The following is a 22,146-nucleotide window of genomic DNA, read 5'->3' as shown; positions in this document are numbered from 1 at the left end:
TGCCGTTCACACGTAGCGCCGAGCGGCCCGCCACGGCGTCGTGGCGGGCCGCTCGGCGCTCTCGGCGCGGCTCAGCCGGCCATGAACTCCTGGTAGGCCGACTCCAGGGTCGGCGGCAGGGCCGAGACGTTGCACTGCCGTTCGGTGTCGCCGATCGGCGCCAGGATGCCGCGCAGGTCGTAGTACTCCTGCGGATGCGCCGTGAAGTAGCTCCGCAGGTTCGCCGCTGCCTCTGGACGCGGCTGGCCGTAGGCGGCGGTGACCACCTGTCCGGCGCCCGGATGTGCCGCCAGGTACTGCTCGGCTGAGCCCCGCACGGACGAGACGGTGGCGTTGACTCCGCCGGGGCTGCAGTCGGGCGCCGCGGCCGCGGACGGCGCGACGACGCCCATGGTGATTCCCCCGAGCAGGCAGCCGGCACTGATGCCGGCCAGTCGCCGGCGCGCGACAATGCTGCTGATTTTCATGATCAGTGTGTCCTTACAGAAATTGCGAATTGGTTCTCGACAGAGGCTCCCGATCCTCGAGAACCAAAGTAGCCGAGGGCTAGAAGGTGCCGAGTTCGCTCGCGACGAACGCGGGAGGCAATATCCATCAATACGGCCAGGGAACGTAAGCGTTCACTAAGCGAATGGTCAATTCCGGCCGGCAACGTTGAGAATTCTTAGGGACCGCACGGTGTTCTTAAGGAACCGTAATCGGGATCGTGATGGAACCGTTACCTGAAATCAGCGCCATCGCGGCCCTCACGGGGTGCGCACGGCGCCATGGATCCGTTGAAGTGCCTCGGCAACCGAATCGACCAGCGGCAAGCCGAGGCCGGTGATCAGTCGGGTGAGCCGACGCAGCGCGACGCAGCTGACCACGCTGTAGCGCACGCCGCAGAGCTGACACTCGTCCTGGATTAGCAGCAGCACGCGGAGGGCCGCGCTGCCCAGGTAAGTCACGCGGCCCAGGTCCAGGATCAGCGGGGCCCGCAACCGCACGAAGCGGCGGATCGCCGTGGAGACCAGGTTGGCATTGGACGCGTCGATCTCGCCCGCGATGCGCACCAGGTTGGCCAGGCTGTGCGCCTGCACGTACAGTTGCGCGCCGGCACAATCGATTTCATAGCAGTGGAGTCGTTCTTCGGCTCGGTAGGGTTGAGCAGTCATGTCGTCGCCCCTCGGATGCGGTGATCGGTGGTGAGCGACCGGTGCCCGCGGCCGCTCGAATGAGGGCAGCTGTGGATTCAACCTGAGGTGACCCTAGCGTCGATGCCGCCGCCGCGATATGCCAATGACTTCGCCTTGGCGTTACGGCCGCCCCGAAAGTGCCACCAACCAGCGGATTCCGGGCCGACCGCGCCGGCGTGGGCCGACAACTCTTCGTTTCCCGGCCGTGCGACGCCCGCTCAGATCCGGGAGAAATCCGGTCGGCGCGACGACGCGTGCGCGCCGTCGCCGCCGTCCTTCGCGTGGCCGTCGGCACCGGCCCGGGGCAGCGACCGCAGCCAGGTCTCGACATCGGGCCCGACCACCACCGCTCGCTCGGTTGCCAGCAGCGCTCCCGCGGCGAGTGCGGGAACGGCGGGCTTGACCGGCCGCACGGCGCGGCTATCACCGTGACGGGCAAGCACTTTCGAGGTCAACTCGGGCAGCCGGATGGCCTCCGGGCCGGTGATGGTGCGCGGCGTGGGCGTCTGGCCCAGGGCCGTCTCGACGAGCACGTCGGCGACGGTGTCGGCGGCGATGGGCTGAATCAGCCAGTCCTCCACCATCACCCGGTCCCCGTCATGATTCACCGGCCCCGCGGGGCCGGTGGCGGATTCGTACCACGGGGTGGACTTCACCAGCGTGGCCGGGACGGGGCCGTCGAGCAGGATCTGCTTGGCCGCCCGTTTGGCCTCGAAGTAGGGGATCCCGTCGAACGCCGGATCGTCGATGCCGGCCATGATGGAGACGACCAGCCGCTGGACGTCGCGCGCGGCGCACACGCCCATGATGTTGCGCGAGGCGGTGACCAGGGCCTCGGCGGCGGTCGGCTGCCCGTCGCCCGCCAGGGGTTTGGAGACGTCGATCGCGACGTCCACTCCCTTGAACGCCCGGTACAGGCCCTCCCCGGTCAGCAGGTCGACGCCATGCGCGCGCGATATCTCGACGACCGCGACGTCGCGGGCCTTGAGCCTGGCGACGACGCGGGATCCGGCGGTGCCGGTCGCCCCGATGACGGCGATGGTGGTCAGAAGCCTCACCCTCTTTCGTTGGTCGCTGAGCTTTACCCACTCGATTGCGGTTCAAACGGTCCGATTCGGCCGCAGGAGCCCGCCCGTGATCGCACGCACATCGGCGGGGGAGTTTGGCGGGTCGGCCGGCGGGAACGCCGTAGGGGCCGAGTTGCACAGTAACCAAAGGGAGGTCGATCCATGGGGGATGACAAGAGCGGGCCGCAGGAAGCCGTCCAGGGCACCGTCGAGGGTGTGAAGGGCAAGGTCAAGGAGGTCGGCGGGGCCGTGCTCGGTCGCGATGACGTGGTCAAGGAGGGTCAGGCCCAGCAGGACAAGGCCGACGCTCAGCGCGACGCGGGCAAGAAGGAGGCCGAAGCCGAGTCCGCGCGGGCCGGCGCGGAGGCCGCCGAGCAGCGCGAGAAGGAAAACCAGTAAGTCGCCGGCGAAGGGGCCCGGTCCCGTTGGGGGCCGGGCCCCTTTTTCGTGCCCGCGCCGCGGTTTCAAACCGCCGAGCCGGGTTATCCCTGGCTAGAACCGACCGCCGGTGTGTAGCGTGCGGTGGACTAGCGAGGTGGACGATGAGCTTGACCGAACGGGTCTCGAGCGTTCTCGCGTTCTTGCGCGCGGGTTACCCGAACGGTGCGCCCGCGCTCGGGTACGCGCCGCTCCTGGCGCTGCTGCCGCGACGGGTGTCCGACGACGAGGTCACCACCATTGCGACGAAACTGGGTGCGCTCGAACGCGGTCCGATCACCAACGTTGACGTCGGGGTGGCGATCACCCGGGTCACCGACGAGCTGCCGTCGGTGGACGAGATCGAGCGGGTCCGCCACCGGCTGAGCGCGATGGGATGGGCGGGGCGCCCGCACGCCTGAGCCCCGTGCTTCACGCGTGTGCGAGGTCGACCACCAGCGGTCGATGGTCGGAGATCCCCATGGGCTCGCTCTCGACGGCGCTGCCGCGCAGGTGGCGGTCGTCGGTCAAGATGTGATCGAGCTGGCGGTCGGGGGCATCCGCGGGGAAGGTCGCCGCGGATGCCAGCGCCCGCATACCCGACCACCGCCGCACCGTCTCGGGGGTCATGTTCAGGTCGCCGGTCAGCAGCCGCGGGCCCGGGAAGCCGCGCAGGTCGTGCACCAGCCTGCGTAGCTGGCGCCGATTCCAGCCCGGCACGAACGACAGATGCGTGTTCGCCACCGTCAGCCCGCCCATCGGGGTGTGCAGCTGCGCGATCACCGCCGCCCTCGGCTCCTCGTCGACGACCATCACCCGGTTGGGCCCGGGCAGGTACATCGGAAATCGCATCGGGATGCGGGGCAGCCGCACCACCTGCCAGCTGGCCACCGGATAGCGTGACAGCAGCGCGATCCCGTAGGCCGCCGTCCCCGGCTGCTCGTGACCCGTGGCCGCCATCCACGTCGCCCCCGGGGTGCCGGAGATCGCGGCGACGAACCGGTGTTCGACCGCCCCCATGGCCTCGGCCGCCACCGCGGTGAGGTCGGCGCGATCCGAGCGCGGCTGATCACAGTCGACCTCTTGCAGGCTCAGCACGTCGGGATCGAGGCGACGCACGCAGTCGCGCAGCCGCTGCAATTCCACCCCGTCACCGACGGTGCGGCCGTGCAGGATGTTGAAGGTCGCCACGCGCATAGGGTCCTCCTACCCACTTCCCGGGTGGGCAGTCACGACCGCCAAGGATGTCTCACCGGAACACGACCTCTCCCACGGCGAGCAGTCGCTGCAGGACGAATGGCGGCACGACGGTCGCGCGCCCGGCACGGCTGGGCCCCAGCCTGCTCCGATAGCACTGCGCCGCAAGGCGTTTGCGGTTGACGGCCCAGCCGGGTGCGGGCACCGTGCGGGCGCGGTCCCACGGCACCGTCGGATCGGCCGGGGCGGCCCAATGCCACATCCATATCGGATATTCGAGCAGGGCGACGCCGGTGCGCGCGCACGCCGCCGCCGCCGACCGTCCCACGGCCTCGTGATCGGGGTGCCCGTCTCCCCGCCAGGTCGCCGCGCACCACGTGTCGGGACCGGCGGTCGCGAGGATGTCGACGAGCGACTCGGTGATCGCGTCCTCGTGGTCGGCCAACTCGCCGCCGGGCAGGCCCAGCGTGACGGGCGGACTGACGCCCAAAACATCGCTCGCCCTGCGTAATTCGTATCGACGCGTGGTCGCCAGACGGATCCGGCCGGATCGCGTCGCACCGGGCTGGGCCGTCCCCCCGTCGCTGACCGAGACCACCCGGACGTCGACGTGCGACGCGACCAGTTGGGCGATCGTCGCGCCCAGGCCGAGGGTTTCGTCGTCGGGGTGGGGGGTGACGACGATCAGGCGCGGGCACTCGCTCAGGTCCAGTGGCGGCACCGGGCCGCGCTGGAAAGCGGCCAGCCACAACGGCGCCGGAGTGCCGCCGTGGGTAAGCGGCTTGGCGGCGAACCGGTCGCGGTTGCTGGTCGATGCGGTTCTCACGGCGCGCCTCAGCGCCGCTGGCCCGCGAGCCGCCCGAGCTCGGCGAGGTCCCGCTCGGCGTGGCTCTGCCGAATGTAGATGCTCAGGTCGGCGACGCGCTGGGCGTGCCGCCCGTCCTGGCAGAGCGGGCCGGGCCCCAGCGCACGGCCGGTGCGGGTGATGGCCTCGTCGACCGCGTGTTCCACGACCGAGCGGACGCGCCGGGCCAGCAGCTGCGCGGTACCGGCCCGGTCGAACGGGTCGCAGTCGACCTGGCTGGCCGCCACGGCCAGGATCGCGTCACCCGCGGCCAGCGCGGCGTCCACGGCGCCGAGGTGGGCCAACGAGTAGGCGTCGGCGGATTCGCTTGCGGCGCAACGGTACAGGGGGTCGGCCACTCTGCGCGCGCCACCCAGCCAGCAGGCGGCCACGCCGATCGCCGCGTGCCAGAACCCGGGTCGGTTCAGATAGTCGCCCGGGTCGCCGACGGCGACGGCGTGGGTGTTGGTGAACTGCACGGGCCGGGTGTCGCTGCCCGCCATTCCGGCGTTCCACCAGGTGCTGGGCAGGGGTTTGACGCCCGGATCCGTCACCTGGACGGCGAACAGGCCCGGCGTTCCGTCCTCGAGCCGGGCGGTCACCAGCGCATGGGTGCAAAACCCGGCGCCCGAGCACCACACCTTCGTGCCCGTCAGGGTGAACGCGCCGTTGACATCGGTCGCCGTCAACACCGCGTCCGGGGACTCGGCGGCCCAGACACCCCACAGTTGGCCGGATTCCGGTGGTTTACCGCCCAATTCGTGCAGGATCGCCACGGCGTCGGCATGGGCTTCGGCGACCCTGGCCGCCACGATGTTCTCTTCGGCCAGCGACGCCAGGCGCTGCCAACGTTCGGCGGTGCGCCCGGAGGCGGGCAGCGGCAGCTCGAGTCGACCGGACTCCAGCCAATGCCTGACCAAACCCGCCGTCACGCGCAATCACCCGCCACCGATCTCCCCAGTTGCCTGGGGCGGTCAGCGAACCCGTGTGGCGCCCGAGCCCGGGTTCGCGCCGACGTGATGACGGACGATTCGGTGTCGCGGTGGCTGCGGTTGCCCGCGGCGCGAAGGCCGCCGATGCGCCCACACACCGACAATTCCGCCCGTTGTTCATGGGCGGAGATCGGGGTGGCTGCGGCATCACGCGCATGGAGCCAGGCGGCTGACATAACCGTAAGACTTGCCCAAACGACCGCAACTTAAACGGCTTACCGTCCCCGCCGCCGCGTCCGCGCAGGTTCCGCCCCCCGCCCGGGGGGTATCACCTAGGCACGATGACACCCCACGAGACGACAACGCACGAGACCCACGTCGACCCGCCCGCGTCCAGCACGCCGCTGCGCGAGGCGCTGCGGGGTGCGGCCTCGGCGCTCAAGGGGAACGGACCGCGTTTCGCGCTGGCCGGCAGCTACGCACTGTGGGCCTACGGCGCTCCCGAGCCCACTCACGACGTGGACCTGGTGGTGGCCGAGTCGGACGTGGACGACGCCGTCGCCACCCTCAGCGACGCGGGCTTCACCGTCGAACGGCCGCCGGAGGACTGGCTGTTCAAGGCGCGCGCCGGCGAAACGGTCGTCGACGTCCTGCATCGCCTCAACGGTGTGCGGGTCGAAACGTCGACCCTGGACCACGCCGAGCAGCACGACGTGCTGGCCATCCGGATGCCCGTGCTGCCGCCCACCATGGTGCTGATTCAGCAACTGCGGTCCCTGGGGGAGCATTACTGCGACTTCGCCAGGCTGCTGCCCGCCGTGCGCGCGGTGCGCGAACGGCTGGACTGGGATCAGATCAGGGCGCAGACCGCCGACAACGACTACGCGGTGGCCTTCCTGGTGTTGATCGAGCGGCTCGGCCTCACCTGCGCCCGCGACGGTCAGTGATTGCGCAGCTTGGCAACCAGCTTGTCCTTCGTCAGGCTCGAATACCCGGACATGCCAAGTTCTTTCGCGCGCTTCTTGAGCTGAGGGACGGTCCAGTCCTGATACGAGCCCGACTTGCCGCCCTTGCGCCCGACCGAGGACTTGCCCCTGGCGGCGGCCGCATTCGAAATGCGGGCGGCTTTCTCCTTCGAGTCGCCCTGCTTGCGGAGGTCCTTATACAACTTCTCGTTCTTGATCGACGAATTCGGCATCATCCATCCTCCTGTCCACGATCACCAGAGCCGAAATCAGGATGCCCGCCCGGATCGGGGTAGAAACTCCTGCCCGCGAAGCCCGCCCCGGCCGATACGCGCATCTATCCCTCGCCACGTGGGTTACCTACCATTGATGCGGGTAGTCGAGGGTGGTGACCGGAGCGATCAGTGACAACGGCGAAGTCCTCGGTGTGGTGGCAGTCGGTGCCTCCGCCGGGGGAGTGGAAGCGCTGTCGAAGCTCGCCGCGGGACTGTCGCCCGACGTCCCCTACGCCTACGTGATGACCCTGCACGTCCGGCCCGGTGCGCCCAGCGTGCTGTCCCGGATCGTCGACCGCTCCGGCCCGCTGCCGGCCGTCGCGGCCGAAGACGGCGCGAAGCTCGAACCGGGGCGCATCTACGTCGCCCGCCCCGACCACCACCTGCTCGTTGCCGACCACCGCGTGCTGTTGTCGCAGGGACCCACCGAGAACGGGCACCGGCCCGCGATCAACGCGCTGTTTCGCTCGGTCGCGCTGGCATTCGGCCCGCGCGCGGTGGGCGTCCTGCTCTCCGGGGTGCTCGACGACGGGGTGCTGGGCCTGGCCGCGATCCGCTCGCGCGGCGGCATCACCGTCGGCCAGTCACCCGAGGACGCGCTGTTCCCCGCGATGCCGACCAACGCGCGCGACGCCGGCCTGCTGGACCACCAGGCCACGGCCGCCGAAATCGGCGCCCTGCTCAAGGAACTGTCGCACCAAGAGCGAGAGGATCCAGAGATGGAGCCTGACGCCGCAATGGAACTGGAGAATCGCATCGCCATGATGTCGCGGTTCTCGACCGATTTCGACACCCAACAACTGGGCGCCCCGTCGGGGTTCACCTGCCCGGACTGCAATGGCTCCCTGGTTTCCCTCAGCGAGGGCAACTTTCGCTGCCAGGTCGGTCACGCCTGGACGGCCGAGGCGTTGCTCGCCGCGCGGGGCGACGAAGTCGAGGGCGCGCTGTGGGTCGCCGTGCGCAGCCTGCAGGAGAAGGCGCGATTGGCGCGACAATTGGCCGACCGGGCCGCGCCAGGTCTGCTCAACCGGCGCTACACCGACCTCGCCGAAGAAACCGAACGGGCGCTGAAGGCCCTCAGCGATCGGTTGTCGAACACCGCTCCGCATGGCGGTGATGGCGGTGGCTGAACCGCGGTCCGCCGTCGGCATCGACACCGAGGCGCAGGATGAGGTGCCGGTGCTGGTGGTCGCGGGCGTGCTGGACAGCTTCACGTATCGGACTCTCCGGGACGCGGTGATCAAGGCGGCCCTGGACGAGCCCAGCGCGGTGATCGTCGACGTCGACCGGCTCTCCGCGCCGACGGCGTCGGCCTGGACGGTCTTCACCAGCGCGCGCTGGCACGTCAGCGTCTGGCCGGACGTCCCGATCCTGCTGGTGTGCTCGGCACCGGACACGCGGCGGGCGATCGCCGCCGGCGGCGTGACCCGGTACGTGCCGGTGCACCCCACCCGGGAGTCGGCGCTGGACGCCGTGCGCAGTCAGTCGTTACGGGTCCGCCGTCGGGCCCGCACCGAGCTTCCGCGTTCACGCGGCAGCCTCGGCCTGGCCCGCACGATCGTCAGCGATTGGCTCACCGAATGGGACAGCCGGGAGGCGGTCCCCGTGGCGTCCACGGTGGCCACCGTGTTCGTCGAGAACGTGCTCGACCACACGACGAGCGCGCCCGTGCTGATCGTCGAAAGCTTCGACGACGCCGTCACCGTCGCGGTCGAGGATTGCAGCGACCGGTTGCCGGGCCGGCACGAGGACGCCGAACGCGGCGCCGAGCTGGTGTCCGGCCTGGCGATCGTCTCCGCCCTGTGCCGGGCCTGGGGTGCCACGCCGACCTCGACGGGCAAGACGGTGTGGGCACTGGTCGGTTGCGAGAACCGGCTCTGATCACCGCGAGTAATGTTCAAGTCCTTCGGCCACGCTCGAGGCGGACGGGACTTGGATGGACGGGACGACTGACGAGGCTTTCGAGGCCCTGTTGCGCTACATGCGGGACTCGCGCGGCTTCGACTTCACCGGCTACAAGCGCACGTCCCTGATGCGCCGGGTCCGCCACCGGATGGACCAGGCGGGCTACAGCACCTTCGAGGAATACCTCGACTTCCTGCAAGCCAGTTCCGACGAATTCGCCGCGCTCTTCAACACCATCCTGATCAATGTCACCGCCTTCTTCCGCGACCCGGAGGCTTGGGAATACATCGCCGCCGAAGTCATTCCGCGGATGCTGGCCGAGCGCGGTCCGGGGGACCCGATCCGGGTATGGAGCGCGGGCTGCGCGTCCGGCGAGGAGGCCTACACGCTGGCCATGCTGCTGGCCGAGGCGCTGGGGCCCGAGGCGTTCCGGCAACGGGTCAAGATCTACGCCACCGACATCGACGAGGACGCGCTGACCGAGGCGCGCGCCGCGTCCTATGACGCCAAGGCCGTCGAGTCGGTGCCCGCCGACCTGCTGTCCCGTTATTTCGAACAGGTCAACGGCCGCTACGTCTTTCACAAGGACTTGCGCCGTGCGGTGATCTTCGGCCGCAACGATCTGGTCGCGGACGCGCCCATCTCCCGCGTCGATCTGTTGGTGTGCCGCAACACGCTGATGTACCTCAATGCCGAGACGCAGCGAAACGTGTTGAGCCGCTTGCATTTCGCGCTTGCGCCGCAGGGGACGCTGTTCCTCGGGCACGCCGAGATGCTGCTCAGCCACGGCGATCGGTTCACCCCGCTGAACCTCAAACACCGAATCTTCCGCAAGGCGATCGGCAGCCACGTCGGCATCGAGCGCTACGACCCCGCCGGGGCGTTCTACGAGCGCAACGTCGACCTGACGGGCCTGACGACGGTGCGCGACTTGGCTTTTCGTGCCAGTCCGGTGGCTCAGATCGTGGTCACCGGCGAGGACACCGTCGCGATGATCAATCAACAGGCCGAGACCCTGTTCGGGCTCTCAGCCCGCGACATCGGCCGGCTGCTGCGCGACCTCGAGGTGTCCTACCGGCCGGTGGAGCTGCGGGCGTATCTGGAGCAGGCCAAGGTGGAGCGCCGGCCGGCGCGGATCCAGGACGTCAAATGGCAGCGGCCGGGCGCCGAGACGGTGTGGTTCGAGATCCACGTGAACCCGCTCGTCGACGCCGAGAACGGGTTGCTCGGCGTGTCGATCGTGTTCTTCGACGTCAGCGCGACGCGCGCCCTGCTTGACAAGGTGGTCCAGACCAACCGCCAGCTCGAAGCGGCCTACGAGGAGCTGCAGTCCACCAACGAGGAACTCGAGACCACCAACGAGGAACTGCAGTCCACCGTGGAGGAACTGGAGACCACGAACGAGGAGCTGCAGTCCACCAACGAAGAACTCGAGACCATGAACGAGGAGCTGCAGTCCACCAACGACGAGTTGCACACCATCAACGACATGTTGCGGGAGCGCGGCGTGGAACTGGACGACGCGAGGACCTTCCTGGATTCGCTCATCGACTCGGTTCACATGGGCATGGTGGTGGTGGACCGCGAGATGAAGGTCATCCTGTGGAACCGTGGCTGCGAGGAGCTGTGGGGGCTACGCGCGGACGAAACGATAGGAAACAGGCTCACGAATCTGGACATCGGCCTGCCGTTGGAAAGCGTGCGGCCGCTGATCGGCAACGCGTTCGTCGACGCCGACAGCTCCGGTGAGACGGAGGTCGACGCGGTCAACCGGCGGGGGCGGCCCACCCGGGTACGCGTCACGTGCACGTCGTTCCGGTCGGGTGAGGAGACGACCCGGGGCGCGCTGCTGCTGATGGAGGTGGTGAGTTAGCCGCCTCAGCGCCCCCACCGCGCGGCCGCTTCCTCGGCGGCCTGGTGGGCCAACTGCGCGCGGCGCCGCGACTCGGCGGCCCTGCGCCGCGCCGTCTCCACCGTTTCCGTGGTGGCGCCGAATCCCGCGGAGAGGTCCCGGCGTCTGCGGGCGAGTTCGGCGGCGCGCGACGCGGCGAGTTCGGCGCGGCCCGCCGCGTTGTTCACGACCTCTTCGCACAGCAGCCCCGGTGCCGGCGTGTCCGCACCGGAGTCGTGCATCGGGGGGCCCCAGGACACCCTGGCGCCGTCGTGGGGCTGCTGCGCGGGCAGCGGCGCCCCTTCGACGATGGCCGTCAGCGCCCGGCCGATCTGGTGAATCGGCAACACCGGTTCGGCCCCGGCCCGCGCCGCCGCCACCGGCATCGACGAATACAGGGCGGTGTCCGGGCTCTCCGCGAGGACGACAGCGCCGGCGCGCTTCATCGCCGCCGTGCCCGCGGCCCCGTCTTGCCCGGAGCCGGACAACACCGCCGCCACGCTGCGTGGCCCGTACGATTCGGCGACCGACCGCAGCAGCACGTCGAAGCGCCGCATCCCGAGGCTCTTCATGGCGCGCAGGTGGCAGCGGCCGTCCGGGGTCAGCTCCAGCTGCATGCCCGGCGGGCAGATGACCACCTGTCCCGCCGCCAGGGCCTGCCCGTCGCGCGCCCAGCTGACCGGCCGCGCGCTCTGCCGGCGAAGAATCGCCGGCAGCACGCTGTCGTGGTCGCCGAGGTGTTGCTGTATGACGACCGCGGCCGGAAACTCGTCCGGCAGGTCCGTCAACACTCGTGACAGCGCGTCCAGGCCACCCGCCGACGCCAGCAGGACCACCAGCTCGACGACGGGCAGGTGCGCGTCGCTCGCCACCCGTCTAGTCTTCCAAAACGTCGGCCGCGGCACAGTCCCGCCAGCGATCCGTTCGGGTCGGGCCCCGAAGCGTTGTCCACAATGCGAAACCGCGGCGCCTGAGGCGAAACGGCTGCGCCGCCGAGTTTCGCCCATATCGGGCCGGGTACGCCCCCACGCCAAAGGCGACGGAAGGGGTTCGAAGGTGAGGATCGCGATCGTCAGCGGCGACGACGTCGTCGGCGACGACCCACAGCAACTGTCCGCCGCGCTCGCGGCCCAGGGCCACCAGGTCACCCGGTTCGTTCGGCACAATGGCCGCCGAGCTGCGGGTATCAGCACCGACGGCCGCACCGTATCGGTGGGCGTCGGCCCACGAGCGGCAAAGTCGGTCTCGGACGTGCTGCCCTACGTCGGCGACTGGGCGGGCGCCCTCGCCGGCCAATGGGCGGCCGAGGCGCCCGACGTCGTGCACGCCTACGGGTGGCTCGGCGGTCTGGCCGCGCAGCTGGCCGCCCGGCGGCAGGACGTCCCGACCGTCCAGACTTTCCCGGGCCTGGCCGCCACGAACGGGACGGGCAAGCATTCGGAGAGCGAACGGCTCCGCATCGAACCGCTCCTGGCGCGCAGCGCGAGGTGGGTGACCGGTGAGAGCTCCGATGACGTCGACGCGCTGACCCGGCTGCGCCGCAGCCGCGCCCGCGTGTCGGCTTTGACGAGCGGTGTCGACGTCGAGCGATTCACCTCGAGCGGTCCGGCGCTGGCCCGCACCGACCTGCATCGTGTCCTCTGCCTCGCGCCGAACCCCCTGCCGGACAACGGTTTTGATATCGCCATCGGCGCCCTGCGCAGGGTCCCCGCCACCGAGTTGGTGGTGGCGGAGACCGGCGCCACGAACCGGGCGCACGACGAGGCGCGGGTCCGGCTGCAACTGCTGGCCGCCAGGCTGGGGGTCGGCGACCGGGTTCGGTTCGCGGGCACCGTCGCCGATGACGAGCTGCCGACGCTGTTGAGATCCGCCGACGTCGTCGCCTGCACGCCGCGACGGCCGCCGCGCGCGACAGCGGTCCTGCAGGCGATGGCCAGCGGGGTGGCGGTGGCGGCGTTCGGGGTGGGGGTGCTCAAAGACGCCGTGGTGGACAACGTCACCGGCTTGGTGCTGTCGCCGGGATCGTCCGTCGGACTGTCCGCCGCGCTGAGAAACCTGCTCCCGCAGAGCTTTCAATGTGAGAGCATGGGCGCTGCCGGCCGCAGTCGCGCCGTGTCGCGCTATGCGTGGGACCGGATCGCCCTCGACACGCTCAACATTTACCGACAGGTGGGCTCCCCACGCTGGACACCGGCGCGCTTGCAGTCGTCGGGTGTCCGGTGATGCAATGATGACAGTGCGAAAGCCCTGGGGGGGCCGCAGACTATGACCGCCATGACGAGCATCACCGATAGCACCGGCCCTGGTGTGGCCGCCGGTGCCGGCTGTCAACGGCCCGACGCGCAGAAAGCCGACCCGGGCGCCCCGGCGCTCGTCGGCGATGCCGGGCGGCCGGCAGGTGTTCCCGGCTCGGCGATTCGGTTCGACCAGTTCCGCACCGTAGACGCGCAGGCCGCGCGGCGATTCTTTGCCGGCGTCTACACCCCCGGGTGGCGCATCACCGGGCTGATGGGCCGCTCGGCGGTGTCCCACCGCCGCTGCGAGGCCGGCTCGATGACGCTGGACGACGTGACGATTCAGGGACGCGTCGCGCTGGAGATCCCCGCCTCCGCGGGCGTCGTCGTGATCCAGCCCCGCGCGGGGTCGACGAGCGTTGCCGGCGGCCCCCTCGCGTCGGTGGACTTGCCGGTGCTCGTCGCCGGCGGGATGCCGTGCGTGCTGCAGTGCAACGGGTCACGGTTCGATGTGGTCAGCATCCCCGGGGACGTGCTGCACCGGGCCGCCGCGGATTGGCGCGCGCCGTTACCCCGGCAGATCCACTTCCGGGACTGGCGCCCACGCTCGCGCGCGGCCGCGCGGGCGTGGCAGCGGGCGCTGGATTATGTGGTGGGGACCTTGGCCGGGCCGGACACGGCGCATCAGCCGCTGATCGTGGCGGGGTTGGCTCCGCTGCTGGCCGGCGCGCTGCTGGAGTGTTTCCCGTCCAACGTCACCGAACAGGATCTGGCTGACGAGCCGGCGTTGCCCGAAACGCTCAGGGAAGCAGTGTCTTTCATCCATCGTCACGCCGCCGCCGACGTCAGCATCAACGACGTCGCCGCGAAGGTTCATCTGACGCCCAGGGCGGTGCAGTACCTCTTTCGCCGCCAGCTCGCCACCACGCCAACGGAATACATTCGCCGCGTGCGCCTCAACCGCGCCCATCAAGAGCTGCTGGCGGGCGCGCCGTCCGACACCACCGTCACCGAAATCGCCCAGCGGTGGGGGTTCGCGCACACCGGCAGGTTCGCGGTGCTGTATCGGCAGACGTACGGCCAGAGCCCGCACACCACCCTGCGGCACATGACCCCGCAGCCGTAGCGACACGCCGCCAACGCGCAGGTCAGGCCCGTCGCGTCCCCTCGCGCGTCACCCTCACGCCATGGTTGCGATGTGAACACGCCGAAAGTTGTTTTTTCCCGCCCCGTGTCGTCGGTGTAACCCCTGGTCGGCCGCCGATTGCGGGCCGAACGGCGGGCGGGCCGGGCCGCCGATGTCCGCCGGCGGCCGCCGTAGCCGGTAGGCTTTGGTCAGGTTGAGTCCCCAGCTGCCGTTATCTACGGGCGCCACTTGGACACCGTCGTCGCTCGCCCTGCTCACTCTCAAGCCTGAAGGGCGCACAACCATGACCGCTTCACCCGATCTACGCACACCCCAGACGCATCCGCCCGCGCTGCTCGGCCAGCCGCGCAGCCGTTATCAAATCGATTGCGCCGGAGCGCAAATCCATGTTCACGCCCGCAGCGTGGCCACCGTCTTGCGCATCGACGGTGAGGTCGACGCATCGAACGTCGACCTGATCACCGAGGCCGTTCGCCGGTTTTCGCGGCTGAAGGCCCCGCTGGTGCTCGACCTCGGCGGCCTGGATTTCCTTGCCGGCTCGGGCCTGCGCGCGCTGCTGGTCCTCAACGAGGAGCATCGCCGGGCCCAGCTGCGGTCCGTCGTCGTCGGCGGCGCGGCGCTGCGCCGGCTCACCCGGATCGTCACCGACCACGGCCTGCCGATCGCCGACTCGGTCGCCGTGGCCCTCGCGCACATCGAAGGCGCGACGACGGCCCGCCGTCGGCTGGTTTCGGGCCCCGCCCGGCAACACGAACCGCAAGGGGACATGTCGGCGCGGCTTCGGGGGCTGGCTTCCTAGCGGCCCAACCGGTGCATCAGCTGCTCGGCGGCGTAGCGCCCGCTGGCCAGGGCGCCGTGCACGGTGGCCGGATTGTCGACGCCGACGGCCTCGCCCGCCAGGTAGAGCCGGTCGCTGACCGGATCCTGCAGCCGGCGGCGGTCGTCGAGGCCCGAACCGGGAGCGTGAAAGGAGTAGGCGCCCCGCGCATACGGGTCCGCGCTCCAGTTCGACGTCTTGACGCCCACCGGCGAGACATCGCCGAACAGGCGGCGAGCGACGGGCAGCGCGGTGACCATCAGGTCGCGCGGTGAGGCGGCCTCCGCGGTGCGGCCGCGGTCACCGGCGTTGAACGCCAACACGATTGGACCCGCCGCGGCCGGCAGGGTGAACCACTGGGCCCAAGGGCCCCCGTCAGCGGCGAGGTATTCGTAGAAGGCGCTGTCCGCCGTCCACCCGCGCCGGTCGAACCGGAAGAAACTCTTGGACAGCACCCCGAAGCCCAGGGCGTCGATTGCGCGGCTGTGTTGGTCGGGCAGGGGCGGATCAAACGCGATGGCACCGGCTTTGAGCACGCCGAGGGGAACCGTGACGATGGCGGCGGGTCCCCGGAACGACCGATTCCTTGCCCGCACGACGACGGAGTCGCCCCGGTGCGCGATCGCGGTCACCGGCGTGTTCAGCTCGAGCCGCAGGCCGTTGGCGAGCAGCCTGGGCAGGGCGTCGTAACCGTTCGTGACGACAACCTGATCGCCGCCGGTGTAGTCGCCCTCGTCAAAGGTGATGGCGGACAGCCGATCCGCGTCGGCGGCGAACTCATTCTCGATTTCGGTGGTGAGGTAGAAGGCCAGCTGCGCGCGATCGGAGGTGGACAGTGCCCGGCCGCCGACCGCGGCGTCGATGGCGGCGGCCAGGGAGCCGCCGTCGACTTGGTACCGCGCCCGTTCCACAAAGGCGCGCCACAGTGTCGGGTCGTAGTCGAGCGGGGCGAGTTCGGGGTCGATCACGAGCTTGGCCCAGCTGTAATAGTCGGTCGTGACCAGCTGCGCTTGCGCTTGCCGCGCCAGCGGCACCAGCGGGTTGTCGGTCGTTCCGTGGATCCACGACGCGCCCATTTCCAGCGGGGTGCCCCAGTCGCGGTCGGTGTGGACGCGTCCGCCGATGCGGTCGCGGGCTTCGATCACCCGAACCGGCCATCCCGCGTCGGCCAGGCTGCGGGCGGCGGACAGGCCGGCCATCCCCGCGCCGACGATCAGGACCGACCGGGTTTCCGGCCACGGCGGTTGCGCCGGCGGGGGGCGCCGCGGCGCGCAGGCGGCCAGCAGCCCGCCGCCGACCACGCCCGTGGTTGCCGCGATGAATTCCCGACGGGACATCGGGTACACGGGTCTTAGCGTCTCACATCAGAATCGTTTGCCGGATTTACCGAATCCGAACGGACCTTAGGGATAAACTTGCTGGCGTCCTTAACTGCGGCGACGGGGCCGTGTTGGAGGGGGGTGCGGCGATGAGCGCTCGACGAACGGCTCGCGCAATCGATCCGTACCCCCACGTGCTGCCCCCCAGCCAGACGGTGGCCGTCCGGGCGACCGACGGCACCCGGTTGCACGCCGAGGTGTTCGGGCCGCCCGACGGCTACCCGATCGTGCTGACGCACGGCATCACGTGTGCCATCCGGGCCTGGGCCTACCAGATCGCCGATCTGTCCAACGATTACCGGGTGATCGCCTTCGATCACCGCGGTCATGGGCGCAGCGGCATGCCCCGGCGCAACGGATACAGCCTGAAACACCTTGCCTCCGACCTGAATTCGGTGCTCGATGCGACGTTGGCGCCGCACGAGCGCGCGGTGCTGGCCGGACATTCGATGGGCGGCATCACCATCGCCGCGTGGTCCGCACGGTACCGGCACATGGTTCGCCGGCGCGCCGACGCGGTCGCGCTGATCAACACCACCACCGGGGACCTGGTCCGCAAGGTGCAACTGCTGTCGGTGCCACACGGGCTGTCGTCGGCCCGGGTGGCCGCCGCCCGCGCCCTGATCCACGCGTTCGGCGGGTTCCCGATCCCGAGCGCCGCCCGCATCCCGAGCCGCTACTTCGTCGGAATGCTGGCGGTGGGCCGGGACGCCGACCCCAGCGTGGCCAGGATCGTGCACCAGTTCTTCGAACAGACCTCGCCCGCGGGGCGCGCCGGCTGCGCACGGATGCTGGTCGCGGCGTTGGGGTCGCGGTACCTCGAGCTGGACGGTTTGACGGTGCCGACCCTGGTCATCGGCAGCGAACGCGACCGGCTCACCCCGATCGGCCAGGCCCGCAGGATCGCGGGCACCGCGCCCAACGTGGTCGGCCTGGTCGAGCTGCCCGGCGGTCACTGCTCGATGCTCGAACACCCGCGTGAGGTCAACCGCCATTTGCGGGCGCTCGCCGAATCGGTGACCCAGGACGTGCGGATCAGCTCATAGCAGGGCGGTGATCTCGGCGGCCGCCCGCTGGCCGGACCTGACGGCGCCGTCGAGGAACCCGGTCCATTCGTCCGCGGTCTCGGTGCCGGCCCAGTGGATGGGGCCGACCGGCTCGCGCAGCCACCGCCCGAACCGGGTCCACGATCCGGGCGGGACCGCGGCGGTGGGCCCGCCGGGCGCGAATTCCTCTGCACCCCAACAGTGGTCGACGTAGTCGAGCGGCTTGAGCGCGTCGTCGCCGAACAGCGTCGCAAAGCAGCGCAGCGTCTCGTCGCGGCGCTGCTCCGGGGACAGCGAGTCGAACGCGCGCGCATCGACGAAGCCCATCAGCACACCGGGCCCGTCGGCGTGCGGGCTGACGTCGAAGGTGATGAACACCGGTCCGGTGTCGGACAGCGCCTGGCCGGAGAAGCCGTTGGCGCGCCAAAAGGGCGTGGAATACGCGGCGTACGCCTTGCTGAGCCGGCCCTGCGGCCAATGCCGGGCGAGTTCGTGGTACTCGGCGGGCAGCGGGGGCGCGAACTCGATCGATGCGCGATGGGCGGGCGGCACCGCGACGACCACGAACCCCGCCTCGGCCTGGCCGACGTCGGTGGTGACCGTCACCCCGGCGCCGTGCCGGTCGATGCGCCGGACCGGCGCGCCCAGCACGACCCGGGTGCCCAGCTCGGCGGCCGCGGCCTCGGCGATCTGCTGGGTGCCGCCCGGGAAACGGTCCTGTTGGGCGCCGTTCTCGACGTCGAGCAGCCGGTCCAGGCCACCGGCGGCGTGCGTGTAGCGGGCCGCGTGCAGCATCGACACGTCGTCCGGTTCGCATCCCCAGGTCACCCGCGCCACGATCGCCAGTAGGTCGCGCGACGAGGCGGTGGCGTGCACGGCCCGCAGCCAGCCGCCGAGCGACACGTCGTCGAGCTCGCGCGCACGGCGCGCGTCCCACGGGGCCGACAACGGGACGCTGCGGGCGATCCGGTCGAATTGCCAACGCAGCCGGCCGATGTCCAGCAGCCCGGTCAGCGAGAGCTTGGGGATGGTGCCGCGGTAGGAATGCGTCCAGCCGCGCCAGTGGATCACGTTCTTGCCGTCGTGGTGGGTCGGGATGGTCGAGACGTCGAGTTCGGCCGCCAGCTCCAGGACCGCGTCCTGGGTCGGCCCGACGAAGGTGCCCCCGAGATCGGCGGGCAACCCCGCCACGCTGCCGGTGAAGGATCGACCCCCGACGCGGTCGCGGCCCTCGAACACCACCACGTCATGCCCCTGGCGGGCCAGCTCGCGCGCCGCGGCAAGCCCCGCAAAGCCCGCGCCGACCACGACGACGTCGACGATCCACGGCGGATTTGGCACGCGCACCAGTCAACAACACTTTCCGCGGTTCCGTGCGGCAAACGCCGGCGCCGGTTTCGCGCGTTCGCATCACGGCGAGGGCAAACATACGTTGACGTCGGGACTTTGGTTAGCGTGCGTCTACGTGATCGGCACGTGATTACCACCGCACCGGCAGCCGACGTCAGGCCGGACCTGCGAACCGTCGCCCTGGGCAGCATGGTCGGCACCACCATCGAGTGGTACGACTTCTACCTGTACGCGACCGCATCCGCGCTCGTCTTCAAGCCGCTGTTCTTCCCGCACGTTTCCCCCACCGCGGGGACGCTGGCCACCTTCGCGACCTACGCCGCCGGCTTCGGGGCACGCCCGATCGGCGCCGTCGTCTCCGGCCATTTCGGGGACCGGCTGGGCCGCAAGGCGGTTTTGGTGGCCGCGCTGCTGGTGATGGGTCTGGTCACCACCGCGATCGGCCTGCTGCCGACCTATGCGACGGCCGGGCTGCTTGCGCCGGTCCTGTTGGCGACGCTGCGGGTGCTGCAGGGGCTTGCCGTGGGCGCCGAGTGGGGCGGCGCGGCGGTGTTGTCGGTGGAGCATGCGCCGCCCGGCCGCCGCGGTTTGTTCGGCAGCTTCACCCAGCTCGGTTCCCCGGCAGGCATGTTGCTGGCGACGTCGGTCTTCTACGTGACCCGCAGCGCGACCGGCCCGGCAGCCTTTCTCGCGTTCGGCTGGCGAATTCCGTTTCTGTTCAGCGCGGTTCTGGTCGGCATCGGATTGTTTCTGCGACTGCGGCTCACCGACGCCGACGTCTTCGGCCGGCTGCGGGAGCGCGACGAGCTCTCGCGTCTGCCGGTGTTCGAGGCGCTGCGCCGCCAGCCGCGCAACGTGCTGATCACCACGGGGTTGCGCCTGTCGCAGATCGCACTGTTCGTCCTGCTGACCACGTATTCGCTTACCTACCTGCAGGATTCGTTCGGTAAGGGCAATAGCGTCGGGTTGATCGCGGTGTCGATATCGTCGGCTCTGGGTTTCGTGAGCACTCCGGGCTGGGCGCTGCTGTCGGACCGCGTGGGCCGGCGACCGCCGTACCTGTTCGGCGCGCTGGCCGGCGTCGTGGCCCTCGCGCTGTTCTTCATCGCGGCTTCAAGCGGCTCGGCGGTCGCGGTCGTCGCGTCAATCGTGTTCGGCGTCAACGTCGTTCACGACGCCATGTACGGCCCGCAGGCGGCATGGTTCGCCGAGCTGTTCGACACCCGGATACGCTACAGCGGCTCGTCGCTCGGGTACCAGATCGGCGCGGTCCTGTCGGGAGGGTTCGCGCCCTTGATCGCCGCGGCCCTGTTGGCGGTCGGCGGCGGCAGCCCATGGCTGATCGTGGGCTATTTCGGCGTGCTCGCGGCGATCACTTTCGCGGCGGCCTTTGCGGCGCGGGAGACGCGCGCGGACGAGATCGGGTGAGCTGATGAGCAGGATCTTTCTCAATGCCTTCGACATGGCCTGCGTGGGCCACCAATCGGCGGGGCTGTGGCGCCATCCCGAGGACCAGGGCTACCGGTATCGCGAACTCGGATACTGGACGGAGCTGGCCCGCATCCTGGAAGACGGCGGCTTCGACGCCCTGTTCCTCGCCGACGTGCTGGGCGTCTACGACGTGTACGGCGCCTCGCGGGACGCGGCGGTCATCGATGCCGCGCAGTTCCCGGTCAACGACCCGACCGCGGCGGTGTCGGCGATGGCGGCGGTGACCCAGACCCTGGGCTTCGGCATCACGCTGTCGCTGACGTACGAACAGCCCTACGCGTTGGCGCGCCGGCTCTCGACCCTCGATCACCTGACCGGTGGACGGGTGGCGTGGAACATCGTCACGTCGTATCTGGACAGCGCCGCACGCAACCTCGGGCTGGACACGCAGATCCCGCACGACCAGCGCTACGAGATCGCCGACGAGTATCTCGAGGTCTGCTACAAGCTGTGGGAAGCGTCGTGGGAGGCCGGCGCGGTCGTGCGCGACCGGGAGCGGGGAGTGTTCACCGATCCGGCGAAGGTGCACGACATCGAGCACAAAGGCCGGTACTTCTCCGTTCCCGGCCCGTTCCTGTGCGAACCCTCGCCGCAGCGCACCCCGGTGCTGTTTCAGGCCGGCGCCTCGCCGCGCGGTGTCCGGTTCGCCGCGGCGCACGCGGAGGCGGTTTTCGTGTCCGGCCCGACGCCGCAGATCGTGCGCGGCCCCGTACGCGCCCTGCGGCAGGCCGCCGCCGAGCTGGGCCGCGATCCCCGGTCCATCAAGGTCTTCACCATGGTCACCCCGGTGGTCGCCGCAACCCATGAGGAAGCCGTCGCCAAACTCGCCGACTACCGGCGCTTTGTCAGCCCCACCGGGGCGCTGGCCCTGTTCGGCGGCTGGACCGGGGTCGACGTGGCCGAGCTCGACCCCGACGAGCCGCTGCGCTACGTCCAAACCGAGGCCAACCGATCCGCGCTGGCCTCGTTCACCACCGCGGATCCCGATCGCGCCTGGACCGTTCGTGAACTCGCCGACGAGATCGGCCTCGGTGGCCGCGGCCCGGTGCTGACCGGGTCGCCGGGGGAGGTGGCCGACGAACTCGAACGCTGGGTCGAGGAGGCCGACGTCGACGGGTTCAACCTGGCCTACGTGACGACCCCGGGGACCTTCGTCGACTTCGCCGAGCTCGTAGTGCCCGAGCTGCGTCGTCGCGGCCGGGTGCCGGAAGCCTTGCCCCGCTCGACATTGCGCGAGAGGCTGGGCGGGGCGGGGCCGTTGTTGCCCGACGACCACCCCGGTGCGGCGTATCGCGGCTCGTTACGGCGCGACGGTTAACCAGTCCTTGAATCCCGACGGGTCGTGGCGGCCCACCGCGCCGTGCTCGTAGAGGCCCCAACCCTCTTTGGGTTCGCCGTCGCCGTCCCGGCACACGGCGCGCCCGACGTGGTCGATGACCCCGAAGCCGGACCTCGCGACGATCGCCGGGTCGGTCATGTCGTAGGTCCGGCGTTCGACGAACTTCTCGCCCTTCCACATTCCGTGCAGCCAGTCCGAGTCGCCGCCGTAGCCGCCGCCGACGTGGATGGGCACCGGCAGCTTGGACTCCACGTCGAAGCGCACCGGCGTCCCGTCGGGGGCGGTGGCGTCGATCGTCGCCCCGGTGGGGATCCGGGTGCCCGACCGGTAGTGGATCTTGACCCGCGGCCAGCCCAGCTGCTCGACGCGTCCGTCGCGCCAGATCCGGGTGCAGTCGTTGAGCGATCGGAAGCCGTCGGGCGCTTCCTGGATGATCAGCACGATGGCGAAGTCGTCGAACGCCATCGGCACGTACAGCCACCACATGCCCTCGAACGGCGGGTCGGCCGGCCGGCCCGCGGGCTCGGGCTCGCCGATCGGCCGGATGCCCCAGGACCGGTCGCGGCTGCCGAGCCAGACCGCGGGGTCGACGGCGATTTCCTCGCCGTCGACGGCGATGCGGCCGCTCCAGCTGCCGAGCTGGGCGAACCGCTGGGCGTCCAGCGTCACCCGGTT

At 70.3% G+C, this 22,146-nt stretch carries 22 protein-coding genes and 1 pseudogene; 12 read left to right on the top strand and 11 right to left on the bottom strand.

Translation table 11 applies throughout. The features are described from left to right. Nucleotides 1–71: 71 nt before the first annotated feature. The 3 genes from A9X04_RS04305 to A9X04_RS04295 all read right to left on the bottom strand — a co-directional run bounded on the left by A9X04_RS04305 (nucleotide 72) and on the right by A9X04_RS04295 (nucleotide 2,233). A complete protein-coding gene (locus A9X04_RS04305; RefSeq protein ID WP_067918064.1) occupies nucleotides 72–467 on the bottom strand; it encodes a heme-binding protein in 396 nt (131 codons plus the stop codon). A gap of 279 nt (nucleotides 468–746) precedes the next feature. Then, nucleotides 747–1,154 carry an STAS domain-containing protein gene (locus A9X04_RS04300; protein ID WP_067918062.1) on the bottom strand — a complete coding sequence of 136 codons (408 nt, stop codon included), beginning with the start codon at nucleotides 1,152–1,154 and terminating at the stop codon, nucleotides 747–749. Nucleotides 1,155–1,393: 239 nt separating this feature from the next. Beyond that, nucleotides 1,394–2,233: an SDR family oxidoreductase gene (locus A9X04_RS04295; RefSeq protein WP_067918060.1), complete on the bottom strand. Its 840-nt coding sequence runs from the start codon at nucleotides 2,231–2,233 to the stop codon at nucleotides 1,394–1,396. Between the two features lie 171 nt (nucleotides 2,234–2,404). On the opposite strand from A9X04_RS04295, the gene A9X04_RS04290 reads away from it, so the two are divergent. Further along, the gene (locus A9X04_RS04290) at nucleotides 2,405–2,641 is read left to right on the top strand and encodes a general stress protein CsbD (RefSeq protein ID WP_067918059.1); all 237 of its coding nucleotides are present in this window, start codon (nucleotides 2,405–2,407) and stop codon (nucleotides 2,639–2,641) included. A 143-nt stretch (nucleotides 2,642–2,784) separates the two neighbouring features. Further along, nucleotides 2,785–3,081, top strand: coding sequence for a DUF3349 domain-containing protein (locus A9X04_RS04285; RefSeq protein ID WP_067918058.1), 297 nt, complete (start codon nucleotides 2,785–2,787; stop codon nucleotides 3,079–3,081). A 10-nt stretch (nucleotides 3,082–3,091) separates the two neighbouring features. Here A9X04_RS04285 and A9X04_RS04280 read toward each other — a convergent pair whose 3' ends face one another. From A9X04_RS04280 to A9X04_RS04270, 3 genes are read right to left on the bottom strand one after another with little or no spacing between them, the layout of a single operon-like run. Beyond that, nucleotides 3,092–3,856, bottom strand: coding sequence for an endonuclease/exonuclease/phosphatase family protein (locus A9X04_RS04280; RefSeq protein ID WP_067918056.1), 765 nt, complete (start codon nucleotides 3,854–3,856; stop codon nucleotides 3,092–3,094). A gap of 52 nt (nucleotides 3,857–3,908) precedes the next feature. Beyond that, nucleotides 3,909–4,682, bottom strand: a complete 774-nt coding sequence (locus A9X04_RS04275; protein ID WP_067918054.1) for a PIG-L deacetylase family protein — start codon at nucleotides 4,680–4,682, stop codon at nucleotides 3,909–3,911. Between the two features lie 8 nt (nucleotides 4,683–4,690). After that, nucleotides 4,691–5,632 carry an acyl-CoA dehydrogenase family protein gene (locus A9X04_RS04270; protein ID WP_067918053.1) on the bottom strand — a complete coding sequence of 314 codons (942 nt, stop codon included), beginning with the start codon at nucleotides 5,630–5,632 and terminating at the stop codon, nucleotides 4,691–4,693. Nucleotides 5,633–5,973: 341 nt separating this feature from the next. Between A9X04_RS04270 and A9X04_RS04265 the strand changes: the two genes are divergently transcribed. Then, nucleotides 5,974–6,579, top strand: a complete 606-nt coding sequence (locus A9X04_RS04265) for a nucleotidyltransferase (protein ID WP_067918051.1) — start codon at nucleotides 5,974–5,976, stop codon at nucleotides 6,577–6,579. Here A9X04_RS04265 and A9X04_RS04260 read toward each other — a convergent pair. Further along, a complete protein-coding gene (locus A9X04_RS04260; RefSeq protein WP_007168278.1) occupies nucleotides 6,573–6,830 on the bottom strand; it encodes a hypothetical protein in 258 nt (85 codons plus the stop codon). The two genes, A9X04_RS04265 and A9X04_RS04260, sit on opposite strands and share 7 nt — an antisense overlap. Nucleotides 6,831–6,985: 155 nt before the next feature. Between A9X04_RS04260 and A9X04_RS04255 the strand changes: the two genes are divergently transcribed. The 3 genes from A9X04_RS04255 to A9X04_RS04245 are packed head-to-tail and all read left to right on the top strand — an operon-like array spanning nucleotide 6,986 to nucleotide 10,650. Continuing rightward, nucleotides 6,986–8,002, top strand: coding sequence for a chemotaxis protein CheB (locus tag A9X04_RS04255; RefSeq protein ID WP_067918105.1), 1,017 nt, complete (start codon nucleotides 6,986–6,988; stop codon nucleotides 8,000–8,002). Beyond that, entirely contained in the window at nucleotides 7,995–8,753 is a 759-nt protein-coding gene (locus tag A9X04_RS04250) for an STAS domain-containing protein (RefSeq protein WP_067918107.1), read from the top strand. The genes A9X04_RS04255 and A9X04_RS04250 overlap by 8 nt, the downstream gene beginning before the upstream one ends. 55 nt (nucleotides 8,754–8,808) lie before the next feature. Continuing rightward, nucleotides 8,809–10,650 carry a CheR family methyltransferase gene (locus tag A9X04_RS04245; RefSeq protein ID WP_067918049.1) on the top strand — a complete coding sequence of 614 codons (1,842 nt, stop codon included), beginning with the start codon at nucleotides 8,809–8,811 and terminating at the stop codon, nucleotides 10,648–10,650. 5 nt (nucleotides 10,651–10,655) lie between these two features. Here A9X04_RS04245 and A9X04_RS04240 read toward each other — a convergent pair whose 3' ends face one another. Beyond that, on the bottom strand, nucleotides 10,656–11,540 hold the full coding sequence (locus tag A9X04_RS04240; protein WP_067918047.1) for a chemotaxis protein CheB: 885 nt from the start codon (nucleotides 11,538–11,540) through the stop codon (nucleotides 10,656–10,658). Between the two features lie 184 nt (nucleotides 11,541–11,724). Here A9X04_RS04240 and A9X04_RS04235 point away from each other — a divergent pair, with 184 nt between their 5' ends. From A9X04_RS04235 to A9X04_RS04225, 3 genes are all read left to right on the top strand, one after another. Continuing rightward, nucleotides 11,725–12,891, top strand: a complete 1,167-nt coding sequence (locus tag A9X04_RS04235; RefSeq protein WP_067918045.1) for a glycosyltransferase — start codon at nucleotides 11,725–11,727, stop codon at nucleotides 12,889–12,891. Nucleotides 12,892–12,933: 42 nt separating this feature from the next. After that, a complete protein-coding gene (locus A9X04_RS04230) occupies nucleotides 12,934–14,028 on the top strand; it encodes a helix-turn-helix transcriptional regulator (protein WP_082972993.1) in 1,095 nt (364 codons plus the stop codon). A gap of 304 nt (nucleotides 14,029–14,332) precedes the next feature. Continuing rightward, nucleotides 14,333–14,848, top strand: a complete 516-nt coding sequence (locus tag A9X04_RS04225; protein ID WP_082974795.1) for an STAS domain-containing protein — start codon at nucleotides 14,333–14,335, stop codon at nucleotides 14,846–14,848. On the opposite strand, the gene A9X04_RS04220 is transcribed toward A9X04_RS04225, so the two are convergent. Next, complete coding sequence (locus A9X04_RS04220) at nucleotides 14,845–16,203, bottom strand: FAD-dependent oxidoreductase (RefSeq protein WP_067918099.1); 1,359 nt, start codon at nucleotides 16,201–16,203, stop codon at nucleotides 14,845–14,847. The genes A9X04_RS04225 and A9X04_RS04220 overlap by 4 nt on opposite strands. A gap of 131 nt (nucleotides 16,204–16,334) precedes the next feature. On the opposite strand from A9X04_RS04220, the gene A9X04_RS04215 reads away from it, so the two are divergent. After that, entirely contained in the window at nucleotides 16,335–17,291 is a 957-nt protein-coding gene (locus A9X04_RS04215) for an alpha/beta fold hydrolase (protein ID WP_067918042.1), read from the top strand. Here the strand turns inward: A9X04_RS04215 and A9X04_RS04210 are convergent. Next, nucleotides 17,286–18,632 (bottom strand): flavin monoamine oxidase family protein, encoded by a 1,347-nt coding sequence (locus tag A9X04_RS04210; RefSeq protein WP_067918097.1) that lies wholly within the window; start codon nucleotides 18,630–18,632, stop codon nucleotides 17,286–17,288. The genes A9X04_RS04215 and A9X04_RS04210 overlap by 6 nt on opposite strands. A 198-nt stretch (nucleotides 18,633–18,830) precedes the next feature. Here A9X04_RS04210 and A9X04_RS04205 point away from each other — a divergent pair, with 198 nt between their 5' ends. Both A9X04_RS04205 and A9X04_RS04200 read left to right on the top strand, forming a co-directional pair. Further along, entirely contained in the window at nucleotides 18,831–20,069 is a 1,239-nt protein-coding gene (locus A9X04_RS04205; RefSeq protein WP_082972995.1) for an MFS transporter, read from the top strand. A 4-nt stretch (nucleotides 20,070–20,073) separates the two neighbouring features. After that, entirely contained in the window at nucleotides 20,074–21,450 is a 1,377-nt protein-coding gene (locus A9X04_RS04200; protein ID WP_067918039.1) for an LLM class flavin-dependent oxidoreductase, read from the top strand. Here A9X04_RS04200 and A9X04_RS04195 read toward each other — a convergent pair. Then, nucleotides 21,433–22,146: pseudogene (locus A9X04_RS04195) on the bottom strand (hypothetical protein); the annotation flags it as partial. The gene A9X04_RS04200 and the pseudogene A9X04_RS04195 sit on opposite strands and share 18 nt — an antisense overlap.

Source organism: Mycobacterium sp. E3247 (genome assembly GCF_001667785.1).
Classification (GTDB): Bacteria; Actinomycetota; Actinomycetes; order Mycobacteriales; family Mycobacteriaceae; genus Mycobacterium.
Note: the sequence above shows the minus strand (reverse complement) of the source record. Positions and strands in the feature narration are given on the sequence as shown.

Coding starts and splice junctions, on each gene's coding strand:
- A9X04_RS04290 (WP_067918059.1), top strand. CDS start 2,405: ATGGGGGATGACAAGAGCGGGCCGCAGGAAGCCGTCCAGGGCACCGTC.
- A9X04_RS04280 (WP_067918056.1), bottom strand. CDS start 3,856: ATGCGCGTGGCGACCTTCAACATCCTGCACGGCCGCACCGTCGGTGAC.
- A9X04_RS04285 (WP_067918058.1), top strand. CDS start 2,785: ATGAGCTTGACCGAACGGGTCTCGAGCGTTCTCGCGTTCTTGCGCGCG.
- A9X04_RS04300 (WP_067918062.1), bottom strand. CDS start 1,154: ATGACTGCTCAACCCTACCGAGCCGAAGAACGACTCCACTGCTATGAA.
- A9X04_RS04215 (WP_067918042.1), top strand. CDS start 16,335: ATGAGCGCTCGACGAACGGCTCGCGCAATCGATCCGTACCCCCACGTG.
- A9X04_RS04260 (WP_007168278.1), bottom strand. CDS start 6,830: ATGCCGAATTCGTCGATCAAGAACGAGAAGTTGTATAAGGACCTCCGC.
- A9X04_RS04220 (WP_067918099.1), bottom strand. CDS start 16,203: ATGTCCCGTCGGGAATTCATCGCGGCAACCACGGGCGTGGTCGGCGGC.
- A9X04_RS04305 (WP_067918064.1), bottom strand. CDS start 467: ATGAAAATCAGCAGCATTGTCGCGCGCCGGCGACTGGCCGGCATCAGT.
- A9X04_RS04205 (WP_082972995.1), top strand. CDS start 18,831: ATGGTCGGCACCACCATCGAGTGGTACGACTTCTACCTGTACGCGACC.
- A9X04_RS04225 (WP_082974795.1), top strand. CDS start 14,333: ATGACCGCTTCACCCGATCTACGCACACCCCAGACGCATCCGCCCGCG.
- A9X04_RS04245 (WP_067918049.1), top strand. CDS start 8,809: ATGGACGGGACGACTGACGAGGCTTTCGAGGCCCTGTTGCGCTACATG.
- A9X04_RS04230 (WP_082972993.1), top strand. CDS start 12,934: ATGACCGCCATGACGAGCATCACCGATAGCACCGGCCCTGGTGTGGCC.
- A9X04_RS04200 (WP_067918039.1), top strand. CDS start 20,074: ATGAGCAGGATCTTTCTCAATGCCTTCGACATGGCCTGCGTGGGCCAC.
- A9X04_RS04265 (WP_067918051.1), top strand. CDS start 5,974: ATGACACCCCACGAGACGACAACGCACGAGACCCACGTCGACCCGCCC.